Source organism: Streptomyces sp. AC627_RSS907 (genome assembly GCF_019049165.1).
The window spans coordinates 1-22,712 of record NZ_JAGMUE010000027.1 but is presented as its reverse complement, the minus strand read 5'-3'; the positions used below and the strand labels follow the sequence as shown (position 1 = coordinate 22,712).

The following is a 22,712-nucleotide window of genomic DNA, read 5'->3' as shown; positions in this document are numbered from 1 at the left end:
CCCCCACTTACACGAAGACTTACGAGAGTCCGCCATGTACGAGCTGTCCCGGGTCCGCCTCTACTCCATCGGACCCGCCGGTGCGCGCTACGCCGACACCGTGCTTGACCTGCGCGGTGTGGGCGAGCCCGTGCCCGACCCCGCCCCCACGCAGGCGGAGTTCTTCGAGGAGGAGCCCGTCGGACCGCCGCGTCGGCCCGCACCCGCGGGCGTCCTCTTCCTGGAGAACGGCGGCGGCAAGTCCGTCCTGCTCAAGCTGATCTTCTCCGTGATGCTGCCCGGCCACCGCAACACCCTGGGCGGCGCCAGCTCCGGAGTGCTGCGCAAGTTCCTGCTCGCCGACGACTGCGGACACGTGGCGCTGGAGTGGCAGCACGTGCAGACCGGCGAATGCGTCGTCGTCGGCAAGGTCAGCGAGTGGCGGGGGCGTCAGGTCTCCAACGACCCGCGGAAGTTCGCCGAGGCCTGGTACTCCTTCCGGCCGGGCCCCGGGCTGACCCTGGACAACCTGCCCGTCGCCGAGGCCAACGCCGTACGTCCACCCGTCGAAGGCGCCTCCGGGGCCCGGGGCCGACGCCGCACCATGAAGGGCTTCCGCGACGCGCTCACCGACGCCGGCAAGACGTACCCGCACCTGGAGGTGCACTGGGAGGAGATCCACGACCGCTGGATCGAACACCTCGGCGACCTGGGACTCGACCCGGAACTCTTCCGCTACCAGCGTGAGATGAACGCCGACGAGGGCGAGGCCGCCGGCCTCTTCGCGGTCAAGAAGGACTCCGACTTCACCGACCTGCTGCTGCGCGCCGTCACCGACACCCGCGACACCGACGGACTCGCCGACCTGGTCGGCGGCTTCGGCAACAAGCTGGGCCGACGTGCCGAACTGATCGCCGAACGCGACTTCACCGCCGGGTCCGTCGACCTGCTCGGCCGGATCGTCGAGGCCGCCGACGCCCGCACCCGCGCGCGGGACGTCCACACCGCCGCCGAACGCCGGACCAGGACCCTGGCCCGCCGGCTCTCCGCCCGCGGGGCACAGGAACGGGCCCGGGCCGGCGACCTCGCCCAGCGGGTCACCGCCGCCGCGTACGCCGTCACACATGCCGAGTCGGCCCGGGACCGCAGCGGTCTCATCGCCGCCGAACTCGCCTACCGGCACGCCTCACTGGCCCTGGCGGCGGCCGAGAAGTCGGCCGCCGCGCAGAAGCGCGAACTCGCCGACGCGCGCACCCTCCACTCCGCCTGGCAGGCCGCCGAGGCCGTCCTGCGCCACCGCGCCGCCGCCGATCGCGTCGCCCGCGTGTCGGCCGCCATCCAGGAGGCCGAGCGGGACGCGGCCCCCGCGCTCGCCGCCCGCGCCAAGGCCGCCGTCGACCTCGTCCGCGCCCTGCACGCGGCGGCAGGGAAGGCCGAGCACCACGCCAACGAGGAGGAGGCGCGGTCCGCGGCCCTCCAAGAGGTCAGCGACGCGGCGCACCGGGACTCCACCGCCGCCGCCACCGAGGCGCAGCGTGCCCGCAGCGAGGCCGGTCACCTGCGTCAGCGCCTCACCGAGGTCGAGCAGGAGACCGCAGAGGCGGTCCGCGCCGGCTGGCTGGACGACAGCGCGCCCGACGCCGACCCCGCCCGTGCCGCCCTCGCGGCCAGCGACGCCGAGAAGACGACGGTCGCGGCCTGGGACGCAGCCCGCGAGGCGGCACGCCGGGCCACGGAACACGCGCGCGAGGCGGTCGCCGCGGAGAGCCGCGCCGAACTCACGGCGGCCCGCGCGGCGGACGCGGCCACCGCGGCCGAGCGCGCCCACGAGGCGGAACGCCGGACGGCCGAGGCGCTGGCGGCCGAGGAACGCCTCGCGGAACTGCTCGGTCTGGCCGCCGAGCCCCGCCCGGGTATCCCGCGGCCCCGCCAGGACGCGGCCCGGGACCGGGCCGCCGCCCCCAAGGCTCCCGACGGCGCTTTGACCCCCGAGGAGCTCGACCGTTTCGCCGACGAGCTGCGCGAGCTGCTCGACGACACCGTCTCCTCCGCCGAACGCCAGCTGTTCGAACTGCGCACCGCCGCCGCCGACGACTCCCGCATCCTCGGCGCGCTCGGCGACGGCGGACTCCTGCCGCCCGGCCCCGACGTCCTGGCCGCCGTGGAGTTCCTCGGTGAGCACGGCATCCCCGCGCTGCCCGGCTGGCGCTACCTGGCACAGGCCGTCGACCCCGCCGACCACGCACGCGTGCTCGCCGCCCGGCCCGAACTGGTCGACGGCGTGATCATCACCGACCCGGACTCGCACACCCGCGCCCGCGACGTCCTCGGCGACGCGGCCCTGCTGCCGCGCTCCGCCGTCGCCGTCGGCACGGCCGCCGCCCTGCTCGCGCCCGCCCCGGCCCCCGCCTCCGGCGACGGGGACGTCTTCCTCGTACCGCCGAACCCCGCCATGCACGACGAGCACGCCGCCGACGAGGAACGGCACGCGCTGCGCGCGCGGGCGACGGAGCGGGACGAGGAGATCCGCACCCTCGCCGCCCGGCTCGGCAAGGACCGGGAGCTGGCGGCCCGGCTCGCCTCCTGGCGCACCGGCTGCCCCGCCGGACGCCTCGCCGAGCTGGCGCGCACCGCCGAGGAGGCACGCGCCTTCGCCGAGGAGACCGAGGCCGAACTGACCGAGGCCCGGACGGTCCGGGCCGAGGCCGACGAGCGCGCCGCCGAGGCCGTACGGCTGCGGGACGAGCGGCAGGAGGCCGCGCAGAAGGCCCGCCGTGCCGCCGACGCCCTCGCCGGACTCGCCTTCCGGCTGCGCGAGCGCGCCGGCTGGCAGGCCGGCCTGCGGGAACTCGCCGACGAGGGCGCCGAGGCCGAGGCCCGCGCCCAGGTCTGCCTGGAACGGGCCCGCGCCGCCGACGAGGACCGCCGCGCCGCCCAGCGCGCCGCCGACGACGCCCGTCGTACCGCCCGCGCACTGCGCGCCGAGCGCTCCGAGATCGCGGGCGCCCCCGACGACGTGCCCGAGGACGACGACCAGACGCCGAAGGCATCCCTGCCGGCCCTCCGCGAGGCCTACCGCGCCGCTTCCCAGGTGTACGAGAAGGTCGGCGTCGGCGCCGACCTGCGCGCCGAGCAGGCCCGCGCGGAGAGCGACGAGAGCGCGGCGCGCGCCGAGCTCGACCGGCTCAGCAACAAGGTCCGTACCCGCGCCGGGCAGTTGCTGGAGTCGCCCGACGGCTCCGACGGACCCTCCCGGCAGGCCGCCGCCGCCCGCGCCGAGGAACTGGTCCAGCTCCTGGAGACCCGCATGTCGAGCGCGAGTGAACAGCTCGGCCGGCTGCGCGGCGAGGCCGAACGGCACGCGCCCGAGGACGGCGACGCCCACACCGAACTCCCCGAGGAGCTGGTCCCGCGCGACGCCGAACACGCCCAGACCCTGCTGCGCACGGCCTCCGCCGAGCTGGCCTCCCGGGCCGAGGCGCTCACCCAGGCCCGCGAGGCCCACGCCGAACTCCTCGACGCGCACCGCGCCGCCGAGGACGCGGCCGGAGGCTTCGACGAGATCGCCACCATGCTCCGCGACCTGCTGCGCGAACACACGCCCGAGGAGGAGCAGGAGGAGCCCGAGCCCTACCCGGGCGGGCTGGAGGACGCCCGCCGGTCCGCCGCAGAGGCCCGCCGCTCGCTGCGCGGCTGCGCCGCCGACCTGTCCGCCGCCGAGGCGGCCGTACGCGAGGCGAGCGACGTACTCGTCCGGCACGCCAACTCGACCCGCTACGAGCAGGTCCGCACCCCCGCGCGCCAGCAGATCCGCGAGCTGCCCGCCTCCGCGCTGCCCGAGCACGCCGGAAAATGGGCGGACGCCTTCGCGCCCCGGCTCCGCGTCCTCACCGACGAACTCGCGCAACTGGAGCGCAACCGCGACTCGATCGTGGACCGGCTGCGCGGCATGGTCGAGTCCGCCCTGGCCACGCTGCGCTCCGCCCAGCGGCTCTCCCGCCTGCCGGAGGGCCTCGGCGAATGGTCCGGCCAGGAATTCCTGCGCATCCGCTTCGACGAACCCGACCAGGCCACCCTCACCGAGCGGCTCGGCGAGGTCGTCGACGAGGCCACCCGTGCGGCCGTGAAGAAGAACTCCGACCTGCGCCGCGACGGCATGTCCCTGCTGCTGCGCGGTGTCGCCGCCGCCCTGGCGCCCAAGGGCGTGGCCGTCGAGATCCTTAAGCCCGACGCCGTGCTGCGCGCCGAGCGCGTCCCCGTCGGCCAGATGGGCGACGTCTTCTCCGGCGGCCAGCTGCTCACCGCGGCCATCGCCCTGTACTGCACGATGGCCGCGCTCCGCAGCAACGACCGGGGCCGCGACCGGCACCGCCACGCCGGCACCCTGTTCCTCGACAACCCCATCGGCCGCGCCAACGCCACCTACCTGCTGGAGCTCCAGCGGGCCGTGTCCGACGCGCTCGGCGTGCAGCTGCTGTACACCACCGGCCTGTTCGACACGACCGCGCTCGCCGAGTTCCCGCTGGTCATCCGGCTGCGCAATGACGCCGACCTCAGGGCCGGGCTGAAGTACATCAGTGTGGAGGAGCATCTGAGGCCGGGGCTGCCCCAGCCGACTCCGGCCGGTGAGGGCGGCGAGGGCGAGACGGTGCACAGCGAGATCACCGCGACCCGGATGTTCAAGCGTCCCGCCCCGACGGCCGGCTGAGGCGGCCGGCCGGTCAGGCGTCCGCTGCGCCCCGTCGCCTTCCAGCCGCGCGAGCGGCCGTGCGGGAAGGCGGCGAGGCCGGTGTCCGGCACCGGCGCCCCGCCCGCGCGGCAGGCCTGGGAGGCCATGGCGGCTGGTCCGCGCGTACGCCTCAAAGGCTCGCGCGTCGGCCCGGTGCGACAGCTCCACCGACTTCGCCAGGCCCGTACCGGCCGCCGGGACCTCGGGCGCGTACCCAGCCGTCGGCTTGACGGTGACGGCGCAGTGGCGGCGGTCCTGGCCTTCCGCCCCTCGGACAGCCCGCCGAAGCCGTCGCTGCGGTCGCGGCCGTCGACCGCGAAGCCCGTCGTCCCCGCGCCGAAATCGCGCCCCGGCCCACGTAGTACCGCCCCCGCGCAGTCGTCCGCGGACTCGTGGAGGTGGTCGGCGAGTCCGGGCATCGCCGAGAGCGGGACCGCCGGGACGGCGCCGGCGCACGGCGGCCCCCTCACCCGGTACCAACGGGGCGGTCGGACGACCGCGGTGCTCTCCGTATACCCGGTATACCCGCATACCGGCCTCGCCCTGTCCACGGGCCCGGCGCGCACTCGTCTGCGACGCCGACCGGGTGCGGTCGCCCGCGCCGTGAGGCGTGCCCGTGCCGGGGCACGACCACTCAGCGGTGCGACCACTCAGAGGTGCGACAACTGCCCCGCGCCGCCCCGCCCGGGTATCCGCTCCTGGGCCCGCCGCGCGGACCGCGCCTGCCGCCTGGCCCGGCGACGCTCGCGGCGCATGGCCCGCGCGGTGCTGCTCGGCATCGAGACCACGCCGTCCCGCTGGTTCCAGACCTGACGCGTCACCCAGACGTCCAGCACGCCCCAGGTGGCCACCACAGTGCCCGCGACGCTGCCGATCACCATCGGGAACGCCAGCCACGACCCCGCCATCGTGCACAGGAAGGCCACCATCGCCAGGATCAGCGTCACGGCGACGAAGAGCACCGCGCGCACGGCCGCCGTACGCACCGGGTCCGGCAGCCGACGGCGCCGCGCGGGTTCCTCCGTCCACAACGGCCGGTGGTCAGGCTGCCGCTCCCGCGCTTCCCGCAGCCCCGGCCGTGCGCGTGGCGGCGTGTGCGGCCCGGTCGCCGGAACGCCGCGACCGGGCGCATCCGCGTCCGACCGGGCCGTCCACTCGTCCGCGTCGCCGTCCTCGGTCGCCTTGCGCCGCTCCGCCGTGCCCATCGACATGTCACTCCCCACCGCCTGCGGACAGCCCGTCCGTGTCCGTGGACACGGCTCCCCTCTGGCTGCCCGGCTTGCGCTGCTTTACGCCGCCCGGGGGCGGGTTGCGGCTCCTGTGGCCGGTTCCGCCTCCATCTCCCGTAGTGAAGGACGAGCGACGGACCTCCAGGATTCCCGGAAATCCCGCACAGTCGAAAAATTTCGGCCAATTCACCCGCCGCACCGGAAGGACACGGTCCTCCGTCCGCCCGGCACCCGGGAGGCAATCTCCCGTAATGGCCGGACAACTGACCATCGCCGGACCGCCGCCGCGGAGGTGCGGCCTCCGGACGGGCCTTCGAGTTACCTGTGCGTCAGTAGTAGGCTCGCGCCGTTTGTTGACGTACATGTGTGCCCCCTGCCGGTGGGGGTCGAGCTGGGGGAGGCCATGCGCTTTCGCGGGAAGTCGATCCGCCGGAAGATCGTGGCGCTGCTTCTCGTGCCCCTGGTGTCCCTGACCGCGATCTGGGCCTTCGCCACGGTACTGACGGGGCGTGAGGCCAGCCGCCTGTTCGACGTGTCGACCCTCGTCGAGGAGATCGGCTACCCGGTCGAGGACACCGTCCGCGTCCTCCAGCAGGAACGCCGCCAGACCCTCGTCCACCTCGCCGACCCGCGCGCCTCCGACGGCCTCCTGGCCCTCCGGCGCAGCCGTACCGCCACCGACGAGGCCATAGCGGAGGTCCGGCGCAACGCCGCGAGCACCGACGTACGCGACGCGCTGGGCCAGGCCGAGGAGGAGCGCCTCACGACCGTCCTGGACGCCTTCGACGGCATCGGTTCCCTGCGCCGCAGCGTCGAGGACGGCACCATCGACCGCGCACAGGCGCTCGGCCTCTACAACCGCCTCGTCGACCCCTGCCACGAACTGCTCGCCAACCTCCACGTCGTCGACCACGTGAACCTGGACAAGCAGTACCGCGCCCTCGTCAACGTCTCTCGCGCGCGCGAGCTTCTCTCCCGCGAGGACGCCCTCCTCGGCTCCGCCCTGGTCACCGGCCGGCTCACCCGGGCCGAGACACGTGCCGTCTCCGACCTCGTGGCCCAGCGCACCATGCTGTACGACATCAACCTGCCGCTGCTGCCCGCCGCCGAACGCGGCCGTTACCAGCGCTTCTGGAGGAACGCCGCCTCCGCACCCCTGCGGGTCGCCGAGGAGGCGGCCGTCTCCACCGAGGCCGGCACACCCCGCGGCGTCACCGCCAGGAGCTGGGACACCGCCGCCGGCGACGTCCTCGACGAACTCGGCGCCCTCGACGACCACGCCGCCGACCGCTACCAGGACCGCGTCGACCCGGTCGCGACGAACGTCATCGCCAAGGTGGTCGTCGCCGGTGCTCTCGGCCTGATCGCCCTGCTGTTCTCCCTCTTCCTGTCCGTGCGCGTCGGCCGCTCCCTGATCCGCGACCTCAGGCAGCTGCGCCTGGAGGCCCACGAGGCCTCCGGCGTACGACTGCCCAGCGTGATGCGCCGCCTCTCCGCGGGCGAGCAGGTCGACGTCGAGACGGAGGTGCCGCGCCTGGAGTACGACAAGAACGAGATCGGCGAGGTCGGCCAGGCCCTCAACACCCTCCAGCGCGCCGCCGTCGAGGCCGCCGTCAAGCAGGCCGAACTCCGCGCCGGCGTCTCCGAGGTGTTCGTCAACCTCGCCCGCCGCAGCCAGGTACTGCTGCACAAGCAGCTCACCCTGCTCGACACCATGGAGCGTCGTACCGAGGACACCGAGGAACTCGCCGACCTGTTCCGCCTGGACCACCTGACCACCCGCATGCGCCGCCACGCGGAGGGCCTGGTCATCCTCTCGGGCGCCGCACCCTCCAGGCAGTGGCGCAAACCCGTCCAGCTCATGGACGTGGTGCGCGCCGCCGTCGCCGAGGTCGAGGACTACGAGCGCATCGAGGTCCGGCGACTGCCGCGCGTCGCCGTCACGGGCCCTGCGGTCGCCGACCTCACCCACCTCGTGGCCGAACTCCTGGAGAACGCCACGGTGTTCTCGCCGCCGCACACGGCGGTGCAGGTACTGGGCGAGAGGGTCGCCAACGGCTTCACCCTGGAGATCCACGACCGCGGCCTCGGCATGGCGGCCGAGGCCCTCCTCGACGCCAACCTGCGGCTCGCCGAGACGCCCGAGTTCGAGCTGTCCGACACCGACCGGCTCGGACTGTTCGTGGTCAGCCGGCTCGCCCAGCGGCAGAACGTCCGGGTGTCCCTGCAGCCGTCCCCGTACGGCGGCACCACCGCAGTCGTCCTCATCCCCGACGCGCTGCTCACCGACGACGCCCCGGACACCAACGGCGCCGGCTTCCGTCTCGACCGCCCCCAGCACGTCAAGGACAAGGAGCGGGAGGAGAACCGCCGTTCCCCCCTCTCCCACGTGCCGGCGACCCTGCCGGGCCGGCCGGCCCCGCCCCTGGACGGGCCGGTCGAGCTGGAGGCGCCCGTCGACCTGGACTCACTCGACGACCTGCCGGGCGCGCTCGGCGACCAGGACAGCGAACGGGGAGGGCTGTTCCGACGGCGCCGCTCCGTCGTCGCGGCGGACGACGAGCGGATGGCCCGCCGCGCGGAACGGCGACGCCGGGGACCCGACCACGGCGGGGAGTCGCCGGAGGGAGAGGCGAACGCTCCGGTTCCGCTGCCGCGCCGCCGGACCCCCAAGCTGGTCAGTTCCCACGGGCGTCCGGTTCCTGAACGGACGGCCCGGGACGCCGCGGACGAGGCGTCTTCGGCAGTCCCGGACCGCGCCGGGCCCCGGACCGGCCGGCCGTCGCGACCGGGTGAGACACCCGCGCTGCCCACCCGCCGCCGTCGCGAGGACCGCACCGACGGCCACACCGACCGCGGTACCGACGACCGCGCGGACGACCGTACCGACGGCCGTACCGACGGCCGTACCGACGACCGCGACTCGGACCGTACGGCCCCCGACGCGCTGCCGTCCCTCCCGGCCCGCCGTCGCGGGACGTCCGCCGCGCGCGGCGACGCTCCGTCCCGCTACGGCGAGGACCGCACGCCGCGGGACGAGCCCGGCACGGACGCGCTCCCCAGACGCGTACGGCAGGCCAACCTGGCCCCCCAGCTCAGGCAGAGCGCCGGGCGGCCCGCCGAGGACCGCTCCGACCCGGCCGACCGGGACGCCGAGGAGGTACGCGACCGTATGGCATCCCTCCAGCGCGGCTGGCAACGCGGCCGCGAGGAGAACGCCGCGGGTGACGACGTCACCGGCGGCACAGCAGCACAAGCACCGCAAGGAACGAGTAAGGGGGACGGTCGATGACCGCACCGAAGGCGACCGGCCACACCGCGACCACGTCCAGGGAGCTCAACTGGCTCCTCGACGACCTCGTGGACCGTGTCGCGAGCATCCGCAAGGCCGTCGTCCTGTCCGGCGACGGTCTGGCGACCGGGGCGTCCAAGGACCTGACCAGGGAGGACAGCGAGCACCTGGCCGCCGTGGCGTCCGGCTTCCACAGTCTCGCCAAGGGCGTGGGCCGCCACTTCGAGGCGGGCAGCGTCCGGCAGACGGTCGTCGAACTCGACGACGCCTTCCTGTTCGTCACGGCCGCCGGCGACGGCAGCTGTCTGGCCGTTCTGTCGGACGCCGACTCCGACGTCGGCCAGGTCGCCTACGAGATGACCCTCCTCGTCAAGCGGGTCGGTGCGCATCTGGGCACCGCTCCCCGCACCGATCTGCCCGCGGGCGGGTAAGTGGGATGACATGAGCGCAGACGGTCAGGGAACAAGCCACTGGTTCGACGACGAGGCCGGCCCGGTCGTCCGTCCGTACGCCATGACGCGCGGTCGCACCACCAGTGCGGCCCAGCACCGCCTCGACCTGATCGCGGTGGTCGTCGCGGAACCCCACGCGGACGATCCGGAGGCGGACGTCACGCTCTCCCCGGAGCACGTGGACATCGTCGGGCTCTGCCGGGACATCCCGCAGTCCGTCGCCGAGCTCGCCGCCGGACTCGACCTGCCCGTCGGGGTGATCCGGGTCCTGGTCGGAGATCTCGTGGACATCGGACTCGTCCACGTGAACCGGCCCGTGCCCCCGGCCGAACTGCCGGACGAGAACGTTCTGCGCGATGTGATCAGCGGCCTGAGAGCCCTGTGAATCAGCCTCCGGGCACGGTAAGGAGAAAAGATCGATGATCTTCGGGCGTTCTCAGCGCGGCAAGCCGCCGGTCGAGCCCGTCACGCTCAAGATCCTGGTGGCCGGCGGTTTCGGTGTCGGCAAGACCACCCTCGTCGGCGCCGTCAGCGAGATCAGGCCCCTGCGCACCGAGGAACTGCTCACGGAGGCCGGACGGCCCGTCGACGACGTCAGCGGGGTCGAGGGCAAGCACACCACCACGGTGGCCATGGACTTCGGGCGGATCACCCTGCGCGAGGACCTGGTGCTGTACCTCTTCGGCACGCCCGGCCAGGAGCGGTTCTGGTTCATGTGGGACGAGCTCTCCGAGGGTGCGCTCGGCGCCGTCGTCCTGGCCGACACCCGCCGCCTGGAGGACTGCTTCGCCGCCGTCGACTACTTCGAACGGCGTTCCATCCCGTTCCTCGTCGGCGTCAACTGCTTCGAGGGATCGGCCCGCTACCCGGCCGAGACCGTCCGCCAGGCCCTCGACCTCGACGCCCAGGTGCCGCTGGTGATGTGCGACGCCCGCGATCGCGAGTCGGTCAAGGAGCTCCTGGTCGGCGTGGTCCAGCACGCCATGACGCAGGCGGCGGACCGTCGCGGGGCCGTCACCACCTGAGCACCACCCGGGCGGACCGGAAACGGCACCCACGCGCGCGTGCGGAGCGACCCGGCACACGCACGCGGGTGCCGGGCCCGCCCGGGACCCGTACGTCGCCGCCCCCGTCGTCACGGAGAGCCGCGGCCCGGATCACGGACACGCCGGCGCGTCCGTCCGATGCCGCGTCAGCAGACCGTTCCTCGTCACGCCGCCGCCCCCCGGGGCGTGACGCACACTCCGGCGGCCCGGTCTCGCGCGTCCACGGTCTCGCGCGTCCGCCGGCTCGTCGCCTCCGCACCACGCGCGCGGTGCGCCTTCGGGACGTACCGGGCGAGCCCGGTGACGCCCCCGCGAGCGCCGGACCGCACGCACGGCGCGCACAGACCGGGTCACGCGGGCGCGACGTACGCGCCTGCGTTGTCCTCCACACTCGCCGCCGACGGCTCGTCCCGGTCCGGCCCCGCCCCGGCCCCGCCGAGCGCCGACCCACCGGCTCACGCCGGCGTTCCGGGGCCGCCATGGCGCGTCACCCCGCCGGGGCCGTCGCCCGGCCGGACCCACGCCGCACCTCGTACCCCGGCAGCCCCGCCCGCCCCAGCACCCAACTCGCCCCGCGCAGCGCCTTCGCGGCCTTCTTCAGCGGGGCCAGACCGGCAGCCGCCTGCCGGTGGTCCGGGACGCTGCCCGGAGCGCACAGGACCGTCGCCAGGGACAGCGTCACGGGCCGCCCGCCCGCCGACCACGACGCGTCCAGAACGGCGGCGGCCAGCGGATCCAACTCGTCCGGACCGGTGAGCACCAGGAAGTCGTCACCGCCGATGTGCCCCACGCGCGTGGAGGCCGACGCCGTCCGCAGCAGAGCCCGCCCGACCTCCCGGATCAGCTCGTCACCCGCCGCGAACCCGGCCCCGTCGTTGACCTGCTTGAAGTGGTCCACGTCGAGCCAGCTCAACGCGAACGCCCGCCCGTCGGCGATCCGCCGGTCCACCTCGCCGGTGATCGCGTCCGAGCCGGGCAGCCGGGTCAGCGGATTCAGCCCGACGGCCTCCTCCACCCGGCTCTCGGCCAGCGCCCGCACCAGATCCGAGAGGCGTACGACACCCACGCAACGCCCGTACGCGTCGACCACGGCCACGTCGTCCGACGTACGGCCCCGGCCGCCGACCGCCACCACGTCCAGCACCTCCCAGGCCGTCGCCTCGACGCCCACCGTCCGCGGCGGGTCACCGAGCTTCACCGCGGGCCGGTCGGCGTACAGGGCGTGCCCGTAACGCCCCGACATCGACAGCAGGAACCGGGACCGGTGCACCGACCGCACGGGGACCCCGTCCCGGTCCACGAGCAGCACCCCGGACACGTCGGGCGACCCGGTCAGCAGCGCCCGCACCTGACCCGCCGAAGCGGTCACCGGCAGCAGCGCCGCGGGCCGCACGAACTGCCGTACCGGAGGCCCCGACGGCGGCACCGGCACGACGCCGGAGGAGCCGGGCGGAACGTAGACGTCCACCGCGGGCAGCCGCGCGGGCGGCGCGAACAACTCACCCTGCGCCAACTGAGCCCCGGCCGACCGGGCGGCGGCACACTGCGACTCCGTCTCCACGCCCTCCACGGCAAGCAACGCCCCCAGTTCGTCGCAGAGCGCCCGCATGGCCCGTACGGCCGCCGGGCGCGCCAGCAGCGAAGCGTCGAGCTTCACCAGTTCCGGCGCCAGGTCCGTCAGCAGCCGCAGCGGCGCGTCCCCGTCGCCGACCCCGTCCGCGCAGATCCGGAACCCCTGGTCCCGCACCGCGGTCACCGCCTCCAGCAGGGACCGCTGCGGCACATGGGTGTACGGCGGACAGATGTCGACCGTCACCTCCCAGGGCAGCCGGCCGGCCTCGCGCACGGCGTCGTGCAACGGCTGGAGGCCGCCGAGGTCGGCGAGCGTGCCCGCGAACACGTTGACGTGCAGGGGCAGCAGCGTCTCCTTGCGCACCGCCGCGCGGAACGCCGAGACCGCCAGCCTGCCGTCGAGTTCGGCGTCACGGCAGGCCTCGGCCAGGATGTCGCCGGTCTCCGGGCGGGCGAGTATCTCCAGCGCCGCGACCCCGCCGGTCATCAGGTTGACCACCGGTTGGAAAGCGAAGCGGAGAGTGTCCGTCCAGGAGCGCACGGGAGCAGGATGGCGCCACCGGCAGCCACTCGGACCCAGTTCACGCGACGTTCACGCAGGATTCCGGCGCACTCACCGAGCCTGCGGACGGCGAGTCGCCGTCCCACCCACTTCCCCCGCCTCACCCACTCCTGATAGATGCAGGGAACATGACACGACTCACCACCGCGCTCCGCGGCCTGGCCACCACCGTCGCCGCCCTGCTCGCGGTGACCGCCCTCCCCGCCACCGCCCGCGCCGCGGCCCCCGAGCCCAAGGCACCCAGGGACTTCGTGGCCCTGACAAGCGTCGACCCGACGATCATCCAGGAGATGCGCTACGTCACCCCCCACAACTTCGTCGGCGAGCGCATCGACGGCTACCGGCAGCCCCTGTGCGTCCTCACCCGCCCCGCCGCCGTCGCCCTGCACCGGGCCCAGACCCGGCTGCTGCGCCAGGGCTACTCCCTGAAGGTCTACGACTGCTACCGGCCGCAACGCGCCGTCGACCACTTCGTCCGCTGGGCCGAAGACCTCGACGACCAGGCGATGAAGGCCGAGTTCTACCCCGACGTCGACAAGACCCGACTGTTCGAGGACGGCTACATCGCGGAGAAGTCCGGTCACAGCCGGGGCTCCACCATGGACCTCACCCTCGTGAAGCTGCCGGCGAAGCCCACCCGGCCCTACCACCCCGGACAGCCACTGGTGCCCTGCTTCGCGCCGCAGGACCAGCGCTTCCCCGACAACTCCGTCGACATGGGCACCGGTTACGACTGCTTCGACACCCTCTCGCACACCCTCGACCCGCGCGTCGGGAGCGAACAGCGGGCCAACCGTCTGCTGCTCAAGGACACCTTGGAGGACGTCGGTCTCGTGAACCTCCCCGAGGAGTGGTGGCACTTCACCTACAAGCCCGAGCCCTACCCGGACACCTACTTCGACTTCCCGGTCTCGGCGAAGTCCCTCGCCGGCCGCCGCTGAGCCGGCCGCCGGAGCCGCCCCCCGCGTGATCGGATACAGTCCGCCGCGTGTTCGAAACCCCAGTCTCCGATTCCGACTCCGCATCGGGCACCCACTGTTCGAGCTGCGGAACGCCCTACGGAGAAGGCGTCTCCGGCTGGCCCCGCACCTGCCCGGCGTGCGGCACCGTGGCCTACCGCAACCCGCTGCCGGTCGCGGTCGCCCTCCAGCCCGTGTACGACACACAGGGCACCGCCCTGGTCGTCATCACCCGCACGGTGGCCCCCGCGCGCGGAGGAGTCGCCCTGCCCGGCGGCTACATCGACGACCGGGAGGACTGGCGGCGGGCCGTCGTCCGCGAGCTCGAGGAAGAGACGGGCATCGAGGCGGCGAGCCGGGACGTGCGGCTCGCCGACGCCATGAGCTCGCCCGACGGCCACCTGCTGCTCTTCGGGCTCCTCCCCGAGAGGCCTGCCGACGGACTTCCGTCGTCCACCGCCACGAACGAGACCGAGGGCTGGCATCTCCTGCACCGGGCCGAGGAACTCGCCTTCCCCCTCCACACCCGAGCGGTCCGGGCCTGGTTCGAGGGCCGCTACATCTGAACCGGGTGCGCGCCGAGCCCCCGGACACGTACCGGGCAGGACGGCTCGCACCCGCCGTCCTCACCCTCCCGCTCGACCACCACCCGCCGGCCCTCCCAGCGGGTGACGTACCGCTCGACCTCCGGTTCCCCCCAACCGTCGCCCGCGTCCCGCACCACCAGTCCACCGCCGGTCCGCCCCCGCGCGGGCGCCCACACCTCCAGCTCCAGCCCGCCGTCGCACCCGCGCACGGGAACGACGGCCCCCGCGCGCGCGAACACCGGAATCCGAGCCGCAGGAGCATCGACCAGCACCTGCCCCGGCCCCTCGTACGCCCGCTCCGTCACCGTGTCGTACCAGCGTCCCCGCGGCAGCTCCACCGCACGCCGGTCCGCCCCCGGGACCAGCACCGGGGCCACCAGCAGGCAGTCGCCCAGCAGAAAGGCGTCCTCGCACTCCCGCAACGCCCGCTCCTCCGGCGCCGACCACCACAGCGGACGCACATACGGCGCCCCGGTACGCCGGGCCAGATGCGCCAGCGTCACGAAGTACGGCAGCAGCCGCCGCCGCTCGACGAGCGCCAGGCGCGCGTACTCCAGCACCTCGGCCCCGAACTCCCAGGGTTCCCGCCGCCCCGCCCGCGGACCCGCGTGCGTGCGGAACAGGGGCAGGTACGCGGCCAGTTGGAACCACCGCAGATACAGCTCCGGCGACGGACTGCCGTCCGACCCGCCCACGTCCGGTCCCGAATACGGCACCCCGCACAGCCCCAGCCCCATCACCAGCGCCAGCGACGCCCGCAGCCCGGGCCAGCCCGTGGCGATGTCCCCGGACCACGTGCCGCCGTAGCGCTGCATCCCGGCCCACCCGGAGCGGGAGAGGACGAACGGCCGCTCCTCGGGCACCAGACTCCGCAGTCCCTCGTACCCGGCGCGGGCCATGCACAGCGCGTACACGTTGTGGGCCTCCCGATGGTCACCGCCCCGCCCCTCCAGCGCGTGCCGGGCCGACCGGGGCAGCGTCGACTCCCCGAACGCGGCGAACGAGGTGGGCTCGTTCAGGTCGTGCCAGAAACCGGCGAAACCCTGCCCGAGCCGCTCCTCGTGGAGGCCGCCCCACCACTCACGCACACGCGCGCGCGTGAAGTCCGGAAAGACCACGTCCCCCGGCCCCGCCACACCGCGGACGACCGCCCCGGAGGCGTCCCTGACGAACGCGTCCTCGGCCGACCCACCGTCGTACACGGCGTTGCCCCGGGCGGCCGGAATCGCCGGACCGACGACCGACACCAGCCGGATCCCGGCCTGTCGCAGCTCGTCGGCGAGAACGGGCAACTTGGGAAACCGCTCCTCGTCCACGGTGAAGACCTGGTGGTCGGCGAAGTGACCACCGTCCAGATGCACGGCGTCGAGCGGCAGATCACGCTCCTGGTAGCCGGCGACGATCCGCCGCACCGCCTGCTCGTCCTCGAATCCGCCCCCCGCGTGATGGTGGCCGAGCGCCCACGCCGGCGGCAACGCGGGCGCCCCGGTGAGCGAGGCCCACGCCAGCAGCACGCGCGCGGGAGTGCCCACCGCCACCCAGCACCGCAGCGGACCACCGTCCATCCGCAGCACACTGCTCCCGGGCCGGTCGTGCCCCGACCCGGCGCCCTCCTCACCCTCCCGCAACACCACAGTGCCGTCCCACGAACTGTCGTGGAACACGAGATGCGTCCCCGCGTCGGCCACCACCAACTGCACCGGCATGGTGACGGACAACGGGTCCTCACCCGGGGTGAAGGCCGCGCCCGGACCGGTGTTCCACAACCGGTACGTACCGCTCCGCAACCGAGGACCCGTGGACCGGCCCCCGAGCCCGAAGAACCGGGCGTCCGCCGCCACCTCCGACCGCTGCGTCCAGCGCGCCGGACCGCCACCGACCGGCTCCCACCAGCGCGGCGGCAGCTCACGGCGCAGTACCACCCCTCCCGGCGTACGGATCTCGATCGCGCCGTGCAGGGAGACGGCCACCGTCGCCCGCTCGGCCACCACCCGCCAGCCGCCGTCCTTGTCCGGCTCCAGCGCCGCCCGGGGGTCCGGCTCCGGGCACCGGCCCGCCAACGCGTACGACGGCTCCGGCCCGGCCCCGTCCCAGCCCCAGAACACGGCGCCGTTCACGGCGACGAGGATCCGCAACTCCGAGCGGCCGAACCGCACGACACCGCCCCCGGGGCCCGGCTCCACCTCCTGCATCCGCCCGGGCACCCGCGCACGTTCCGGGCCCCGCGGGGGCAGCCCGGCGGCGTCGGCCCGCCGCCTGCGCCAGGCCGCCCGTACGCCACGCAACCCCTGCGCCGCCCCCGCAGAACCGACCGCCTTCATCGAACGCACCAGGTCACGACCGTCCATGCTGCTCACCCTGCCATCGACCACCCCCCGCGCGGGCGTCGTTCAACTGCCGTTCACCCGTGACGGGACCACATCTTCACGACGCCGACCAGGTGCGGCGCGCCCTGGTGTGGGAGTCGATCACGTGGCATCGTCCGTGTCAGCCGCGTCACGCGCACACCCCAGCCCGTGCGCGGAGGACGCACACGACGCGCACAGTCCGGGAGCCGCCCCATGTCGACCGTGAACCCGCAGCCGCTCTGGCAGCCAGATCCGCAGCGCATCGCCCAGGCCCGGATCACCCGGTTCCACACCTGGGCAGCCGAACACCACGGCGCCCCCGCCGAAGGCGGCTACGGTGCCCTGCACCGCTGGTCCGTCGAGGAGCCGGACACCTTCTGGCAAGCCGTGACGGAATGGTTCGACGTACGCTTCTCGACCCCCTACGCGCGCGTACTGGGCGACCGCTCGATGCCCGGCGCACAGTGGTTCCCCGGGGCCACCCTGAACTACGCCGAGCACGCCCTGCGCGCGACGGACACCCGCGCGGACGAACCGGCCCTGCTGTACGTCGACGAGACCCACGAGCCGCGCCCCGTCACCTGGGCGGAGCTGAACCGACAGGTCGGCTCCCTCGCCGCCGAGCTGCGCGCCCTCGGCGTGCGCCCCGGTGACCGAGTCAGCGGCTACCTCCCGAACATCCCGCAGGCCGTGGTCGCCCTCCTCGCCACCGCCGCCATCGGCGGCGTCTGGACCTCCTGCGCCCCCGACTTCGGCGCCCGCAGTGTCCTCGACCGCTTCCAGCAGGTCGAACCCGTCGTCCTGTTCACCGTCGACGGCTACCGCTACGGCGGCAAGGAACACGACCGCCGCGACACCGTCGCCGAACTGCGCCGCGCACTGCCCACCCTGCGCGCGGTGATCCACATCCCGCTCCTCGGCACCGAGGCCCCCGAGGGCGCGCTGGAATGGGACACCCTGACGGCCGCGGACACAACCCCCGTCTTCGAGCAGGTGCCCTTCGACCACCCCTTGTGGGTGCTCTACTCCTCCGGCACCACCGGCCTGCCCAAGGCCATCGTCCAGTCCCAGGGCGGCATCCTGGTCGAACACCTCAAACAACTCGGCCTGCACTGCGACCTGGGCCCCGAGGACCGCTTCTTCTGGTACACCTCGACCGGCTGGATGATGTGGAACTTCCTCGTCTCCGGCCTGCTCACCGGCACCACGATCGTCCTGTACGACGGCAGTCCCGGCTTCCCGGACACGGGCGCCCAGTGGCGCATCGCCGAACGCGCCGGCGCCACCCTCTTCGGCACCTCCGCCGCCTACGTCATGGCATGCCGCAAGGCCGGCGTGCACCCGGCCCGCGACCACGACCTGTCCACCGTCCAGTGCGTCGCCACCACGGGCTCACCCCTCCCGCCGGACGGCTTCCGCTGGCTGCACGACGAGTTCGCCGAGAGCGGCGCGAACCTGTGGATCGCCTCCGTCAGCGGCGGCACCGACGTGTGCTCCTGCTTCGCGGGCGCCGTCCCCACCCTCCCCGTGTACATCGGCGAGCTCCAGGCGCCCGGCCTGGGCACCGACCTCCAGTCCTGGGACCCGAGCGGAGCACCCCTGACCGACGAGGTCGGCGAGCTCGTCGTCACCAACCCCATGCCCTCCATGCCGATCCGTTTCTGGAACGACCCGGACGGCAGCCGCTACCACGACAGCTACTTCGACACCTACCCCGGCGTCTGGCGGCACGGCGACTGGATCACCGTCACCTCCCGCGGGTCCGTCGTCATCCACGGCCGCTCCGACTCCACCCTCAACCGGCAGGGCGTCCGCATGGGCTCGGCCGACATCTACGAGGCCGTCGAGCGCCTTCCCGAGATCAGGGAATCCCTCGTCGTCGGCGTCGAGCAGCCCGACGGGGGCTACTGGATGCCCCTCTTCGTCCACCTCGCGCCCGGAGCGGTCCTCGACGAGACCCTGCTGGCCCGCATCAAGCAGACCATCCGCGCACAGCTCTCCCCGCGCCACGTACCCGACGAGGTCATCGAGGTGCCCGGCGTCCCGCACACCCTCACCGGCAAGCGCATCGAGGTCCCGGTCAAGCGCCTCCTGCAGGGCACCCCGCTGGAGAAGGCCGTCAACCCCGGCTCCATCGACGACCTCGACCTGCTCCACTTCTACGAGGACCTCGCCCGCAAGCGCACCTGACCAGGCCCTCGGCGAGCCGGCCGAGGCCGCACGAGGCCGGCTCGCCGCGCCGCCCCGACGCCGTTGTCAGTGCCCCCGGTTACTGTGAGTGAGCATTGATCGACTGCGCACAGGGGGAAACATGGCGCACACCGACCAGACCATGCGACGCGTCCTGCGCCGCGAAATCGCCGGCACCATCGGAGTGCTCACCGACGAGCACGACTTCCGTGCCATGCGGCGCTACCGCAGCTTCACCTTCGACGACCACGCCGCCTATCTCCAACAGATGGAAGCCCTCCTCAGGGCACGCGCATCCCAGGGCACCCACACCACGATCGCCCTCTTCGACCCGGAGGAGTACGCCGACTTCTGCTCGGCGGCGGGCCTCGACCCCGACGCCCACGCCAGCCGCACCCGCTTCACCGCGGAACTCGCCGCCAACGGACCCACCCTGCCGTACGAGGGCCAGGCACTCGCCGATCTCCTCCCGGCCCTCGTCGACGAAGCCGTCCGCCAGGCCACCTGGGAGTACGCCACCGCCCTGCTGGCCCGCCTCGGCAGCTGCGCCACCTGCGGTGAGGATCTCGGCCGAGCCGCCTTCTCCCGGGCCAAGCGCCTCGTCCTGCGCATCCTCGAAACGGCCCCGCCGGGCAACCGCCACCTGGTCTGCAGCGTCTCCGGCGTCCCGGAAACCCTCCTCGCCGTCCTCCACGCCGACGAGGACATCGACGGCACTCCGCACCTGGACGAGGCCGAGGCCCTGGAATTCATCAGCGTCCTCGCCCTCGGCCTCGCCACCCACAGCCCCGGCGGCCTCGTGATGCGCATCAGCGCTCCGAGCGGCCCCGAGCGCATCCATGGCTGGCGCCTTCGGGGATACGGCCTCGAACCCCTCACCGCCGGTGAGGTCTTCGACGCCTACTGCATCGACATGGACACCGGCGACCTCATCTCCCCGGAATCCAACGTCGACTACTGCGCGCCGCCCGACCTCGGAGACGAGAACCCACCGGGACACCACCACTGAACGCGTGCGGGGCGCCCCTTCCGCCAGAAGGGACGCCCCGCGCCGAACCTCGTCCGGTCCTACTCGCCGGACAGCACCGCCTGAGCCGCGTTCCGCGCCTCCTCGGCGCTGTCCGCCGCCCGGGCCGCCGCCGCGGCGCGCTCGCACTGGGCCAGCGTGAACTTGGCCAGCGTCGCCCGGACATAGGGAAGCGACGCAGCGCCCATGGAGAGGGAGGTGACGCCCAGACCGGTCAGCACACACGCCAGCAGCGGGTCCGACGCGGCCTCACCGCAGACACCGCAGCTCTTGCCCTCGGCCTTCGCCGCCTCGGCGGACATCGCGACCAGGTCGAGCAGCGCCGGCTGCCACGGGTCCTGCAACCGGGACACCGCACCCACCTGCCGGTCGGCGGCGAAGGTGTACTGCGCGAGGTCGTTCGTCCCCAGGGACAGGAACTCGACCTCCTGCAGAACCGAGCGCGCCCGCAGCGCCGCCGACGGGATCTCCACCATCGCGCCGAACTTCGCCCGCAGCCCGGCTTCGCGGCACGCGTCCGCGAACGCCTTGGCATCGGCGCGGTCCGCCACCATCGGAGCCATGACCTCGAGGTGGACCGGCAGCCCCTCGGCCGCCTTCGCCAGCGCCGTCAGCTGCGTACGCAGCACGTCAGGGTGGTCCAGCAGCGTCCGCAGACCGCGCACACCCAGCGCCGGGTTGGGTTCGTCGCCCGGGGTGAGGAAGTCCAGCGGCTTGTCCGCTCCGGCGTCCAGCACCCGCACGACCACCCGGCCCTCCGGGAACGCCTCCAGCACCTGCCGGTAGGCGGACACCTGCTTCTCCTCAGACGGCGCCTTCTTGCTGTCGTCGAGGAAGAGGAACTCGGTGCGGAACAGTCCGACGCCCTCGGCCCCGGCCTCCACCGCCGCGGGCACGTCCGCGGGACCACCGATGTTCGCGAGCAGCGGCACCTTGTGACCGTCCGAGGTCGAGCCCGGTCCGGTGGAGGCGGCCAGTGCCGCCCTGCGCTCGGCGGCGTCCGCCTCCAGTCGCGCCTTCTTCTCCTCGCTGGGGTTCACGAAGATCTCGCCGGTGCTGCCGTCCACGGCGATCACCGTGCCTTCGGGGACCTCCCCGGCGCCGGGAAGCGCCACGACGGCAGGCACGCCGAGCGCCCGAGCGAGGATCGCGCTGTGGCTGGTCGGCCCGCCCTCCTCGGTGACGAAACCGAGAACCAGTGTCGGGTCCAGCAGCGCCGTGTCGGCGGGCGCGAGATCCCGCGCAATGAGAACGTACGGCTCCTCGCTGTCCGGCACGCCGGGCATCGGCACCCCGAGCAGCCGGGCGACGATACGATTCCGCACGTCGTCGAGGTCGGCCACGCGGCCGGCCAGGTACTCACCGGCACCGGCCAGCAGGGCGCGGTACGCGGCGAAGGCGTCGTACACCGCGCGCTCGGCCGTGCTGCCGACGGCGATCCGCCGTTCCACGTCCGCCATCAGCTCGGGGTCCTGGGCCATCATGGCCTGCGCCTCGAGCACCGCCTGGGCTTCGCCCCCCGCCAGATTGCCGCGCGCCATCAGGTCGGCCGCCACAGCCTCCACGGCCTTGCGCGCGCGCTGCTGCTCACGCTCCGCGTCCTCAGCCGGAATCTGCTTGGCCGGCGGCTCGAGTACCGCCGTCCCCATGTGGCGGACCTCGCCGATCGCCACACCGTGGCTCACACCGACGCCTCGCAGCGTTGTCTCCATCTCACCCGTCCCGATAGTGCGGCGGGTACCGCCGCCGCGGTCGTTGTCCTACAAGCCGTCTCACGACGGCGTTGACGTCACTTCCAGAGAAAGAGACTCTCGCCGGCCTTCACTTCGCCGTCCTCACGGAGATCGGCGAGGGCCTCGGCCGTCGCCTCCAGGGCCACGACCGGACAGACCGGCGACTTGCCGGCGGCCTCGACGGCGGCCGGGTCCCAGCGCACCACGGCCTGCCCACGCACGACGGTGTCGCCCTTGTTCACCAGCAGCTCGAAACCCTCACCGTTGAGCTGCACCGTGTCGATGCCGAGATGAGTCAGCACACCGTGCCCGCTGTCGTCGACGACCACGAAGGCGTGCGGGTGCAGAGAGACGATGACCCCGTCCACGGGCGCCACTGCCTCGGAAGGCTCCCGTACGGGGTCGATGGCGGTGCCCGGGCCGACCATGGCCCCGGAGAAGACGGGATCGGGCACAGCGGCCAGGCCGATGGCGCGTCCTGCGAGCGGGGACGAGACGGTGGTCATGGGAAGCCTCCCAGGGCGGAGATGTGTACGGGCCGTCACTGCCTGTTCCCGGACGGCGGACTGGGCAGCAGCGTATGTCATAGGAAGTACCGGTTCCGCATGAGTGTTCCGATTAGAGGTCTAGACCACAGTCCCCACGGATTTGCACCCGTTCCTCGGCCCCGTGTACAGTCGTGAGTCCTGCCTGAGGGTGAGCGATGCGAAGCACCATGACCTCGCCTCGGCGGCAACCAACCCATCAGATCCTATCGCTGGATGGCCTTCTGCGTGCCCGCAGGACGGTGGTCAGAAGCACCGGGAAAGCCTGATAGTGTTGGAAACACCGAAGGGAAGCGCCCGGAGGAAAGCCCGAGAGGGTGAGTACAAAGGAAGCGTCCGTTCCTTGAGAACTCAACAGCGTGCCAAAAGTCAACGCCAGATATGTTGATACCCCGTCTCCGGCCATCAGGCTGGGACGAGGTTCCTTTGAAAAACACAGCGAGGACGCTGTGAACGGTCGGA

14 protein-coding genes are annotated in these 22,712 nt (G+C 73.4%); 9 read left to right on the top strand and 5 right to left on the bottom strand.

Annotation, left to right across the window (positions count from 1 at the left end):
- Positions 1 to 34: 34 nt before the first annotated feature.
- On the top strand, positions 35 to 4,687 hold the full coding sequence (locus tag KUM32_RS07635) for a hypothetical protein (RefSeq protein WP_217141033.1): 4,653 nt from the start codon (positions 35 to 37) through the stop codon (positions 4,685 to 4,687).
- Between the two features lie 671 nt (positions 4,688 to 5,358).
- Here KUM32_RS07635 and KUM32_RS07630 read toward each other — a convergent pair.
- Positions 5,359 to 5,919, bottom strand: a complete 561-nt coding sequence (locus KUM32_RS07630) for a hypothetical protein (RefSeq protein ID WP_217141032.1) — start codon at positions 5,917 to 5,919, stop codon at positions 5,359 to 5,361.
- 421 nt (positions 5,920 to 6,340) lie between these two features.
- Between KUM32_RS07630 and KUM32_RS07625 the strand changes: the two genes are divergently transcribed.
- The 4 genes from KUM32_RS07625 to KUM32_RS07610 are packed head-to-tail and all read left to right on the top strand — an operon-like array spanning position 6,341 to position 10,706.
- The gene (locus KUM32_RS07625) at positions 6,341 to 9,229 is read left to right on the top strand and encodes a nitrate- and nitrite sensing domain-containing protein (protein ID WP_217141031.1); all 2,889 of its coding nucleotides are present in this window, start codon (positions 6,341 to 6,343) and stop codon (positions 9,227 to 9,229) included.
- Positions 9,226 to 9,660, top strand: a complete 435-nt coding sequence (locus KUM32_RS07620; protein WP_217141030.1) for a roadblock/LC7 domain-containing protein — start codon at positions 9,226 to 9,228, stop codon at positions 9,658 to 9,660. The genes KUM32_RS07625 and KUM32_RS07620 overlap by 4 nt, the downstream gene beginning before the upstream one ends.
- A 10-nt stretch (positions 9,661 to 9,670) precedes the next feature.
- Positions 9,671 to 10,066, top strand: a complete 396-nt coding sequence (locus KUM32_RS07615; RefSeq protein WP_217141029.1) for a DUF742 domain-containing protein — start codon at positions 9,671 to 9,673, stop codon at positions 10,064 to 10,066.
- A 34-nt stretch (positions 10,067 to 10,100) separates the two neighbouring features.
- Positions 10,101 to 10,706, top strand: coding sequence for an ATP/GTP-binding protein (locus tag KUM32_RS07610; protein WP_217141028.1), 606 nt, complete (start codon positions 10,101 to 10,103; stop codon positions 10,704 to 10,706).
- Positions 10,707 to 11,214: 508 nt separating this feature from the next.
- Here the strand turns inward: KUM32_RS07610 and KUM32_RS07605 are convergent.
- Positions 11,215 to 12,840 (bottom strand): GGDEF domain-containing protein, encoded by a 1,626-nt coding sequence (locus tag KUM32_RS07605; protein ID WP_217141027.1) that lies wholly within the window; start codon positions 12,838 to 12,840, stop codon positions 11,215 to 11,217.
- A gap of 149 nt (positions 12,841 to 12,989) precedes the next feature.
- On the opposite strand from KUM32_RS07605, the gene KUM32_RS07600 reads away from it, so the two are divergent.
- Complete coding sequence (locus KUM32_RS07600) at positions 12,990 to 13,802, top strand: M15 family metallopeptidase (RefSeq protein WP_217141026.1); 813 nt, start codon at positions 12,990 to 12,992, stop codon at positions 13,800 to 13,802.
- A 47-nt stretch (positions 13,803 to 13,849) separates the two neighbouring features.
- Positions 13,850 to 14,386 carry an NUDIX domain-containing protein gene (locus KUM32_RS07595; protein ID WP_217141025.1) on the top strand — a complete coding sequence of 179 codons (537 nt, stop codon included), beginning with the start codon at positions 13,850 to 13,852 and terminating at the stop codon, positions 14,384 to 14,386.
- Here the strand turns inward: KUM32_RS07595 and KUM32_RS07590 are convergent.
- Positions 14,377 to 16,755: a glycoside hydrolase family 31 protein gene (locus KUM32_RS07590; protein WP_217141024.1), complete on the bottom strand. Its 2,379-nt coding sequence runs from the start codon at positions 16,753 to 16,755 to the stop codon at positions 14,377 to 14,379. The two genes, KUM32_RS07595 and KUM32_RS07590, sit on opposite strands and share 10 nt — an antisense overlap.
- Positions 16,756 to 16,968: 213 nt before the next feature.
- Between KUM32_RS07590 and KUM32_RS07585 the strand changes: the two genes are divergently transcribed.
- The gene (locus KUM32_RS07585) at positions 16,969 to 18,945 is read left to right on the top strand and encodes an acetoacetate--CoA ligase (protein ID WP_217141023.1); all 1,977 of its coding nucleotides are present in this window, start codon (positions 16,969 to 16,971) and stop codon (positions 18,943 to 18,945) included.
- Positions 18,946 to 19,066: 121 nt separating this feature from the next.
- Positions 19,067 to 19,954: a hypothetical protein gene (locus tag KUM32_RS07580; RefSeq protein WP_217141022.1), complete on the top strand. Its 888-nt coding sequence runs from the start codon at positions 19,067 to 19,069 to the stop codon at positions 19,952 to 19,954.
- 59 nt (positions 19,955 to 20,013) lie between these two features.
- Here the strand turns inward: KUM32_RS07580 and ptsP are convergent, their stop codons facing one another.
- Positions 20,014 to 21,684 (bottom strand): phosphoenolpyruvate--protein phosphotransferase, encoded by a 1,671-nt coding sequence (gene ptsP, locus KUM32_RS07575; protein WP_217141021.1) that lies wholly within the window; start codon positions 21,682 to 21,684, stop codon positions 20,014 to 20,016.
- Positions 21,685 to 21,761: 77 nt separating this feature from the next.
- Positions 21,762 to 22,211 (bottom strand): PTS glucose transporter subunit IIA, encoded by a 450-nt coding sequence (locus KUM32_RS07570; protein WP_217141020.1) that lies wholly within the window; start codon positions 22,209 to 22,211, stop codon positions 21,762 to 21,764.
- Positions 22,212 to 22,712 lie beyond the last annotated feature (501 nt).

Coding starts and splice junctions, on each gene's coding strand:
- KUM32_RS07585 (WP_217141023.1), top strand. CDS start 16,969: ATGTCGACCGTGAACCCGCAGCCGCTCTGGCAGCCAGATCCGCAGCGC.
- KUM32_RS07635 (WP_217141033.1), top strand. CDS start 35: ATGTACGAGCTGTCCCGGGTCCGCCTCTACTCCATCGGACCCGCCGGT.
- KUM32_RS07610 (WP_217141028.1), top strand. CDS start 10,101: ATGATCTTCGGGCGTTCTCAGCGCGGCAAGCCGCCGGTCGAGCCCGTC.
- KUM32_RS07615 (WP_217141029.1), top strand. CDS start 9,671: ATGAGCGCAGACGGTCAGGGAACAAGCCACTGGTTCGACGACGAGGCC.
- KUM32_RS07570 (WP_217141020.1), bottom strand. CDS start 22,211: ATGACCACCGTCTCGTCCCCGCTCGCAGGACGCGCCATCGGCCTGGCC.
- KUM32_RS07630 (WP_217141032.1), bottom strand. CDS start 5,919: ATGTCGATGGGCACGGCGGAGCGGCGCAAGGCGACCGAGGACGGCGAC.
- KUM32_RS07580 (WP_217141022.1), top strand. CDS start 19,067: ATGGCGCACACCGACCAGACCATGCGACGCGTCCTGCGCCGCGAAATC.
- KUM32_RS07620 (WP_217141030.1), top strand. CDS start 9,226: ATGACCGCACCGAAGGCGACCGGCCACACCGCGACCACGTCCAGGGAG.
- KUM32_RS07625 (WP_217141031.1), top strand. CDS start 6,341: ATGCGCTTTCGCGGGAAGTCGATCCGCCGGAAGATCGTGGCGCTGCTT.
- KUM32_RS07600 (WP_217141026.1), top strand. CDS start 12,990: ATGACACGACTCACCACCGCGCTCCGCGGCCTGGCCACCACCGTCGCC.
- ptsP (WP_217141021.1), bottom strand. CDS start 21,684: ATGGAGACAACGCTGCGAGGCGTCGGTGTGAGCCACGGTGTGGCGATC.
- KUM32_RS07590 (WP_217141024.1), bottom strand. CDS start 16,755: ATGGACGGTCGTGACCTGGTGCGTTCGATGAAGGCGGTCGGTTCTGCG.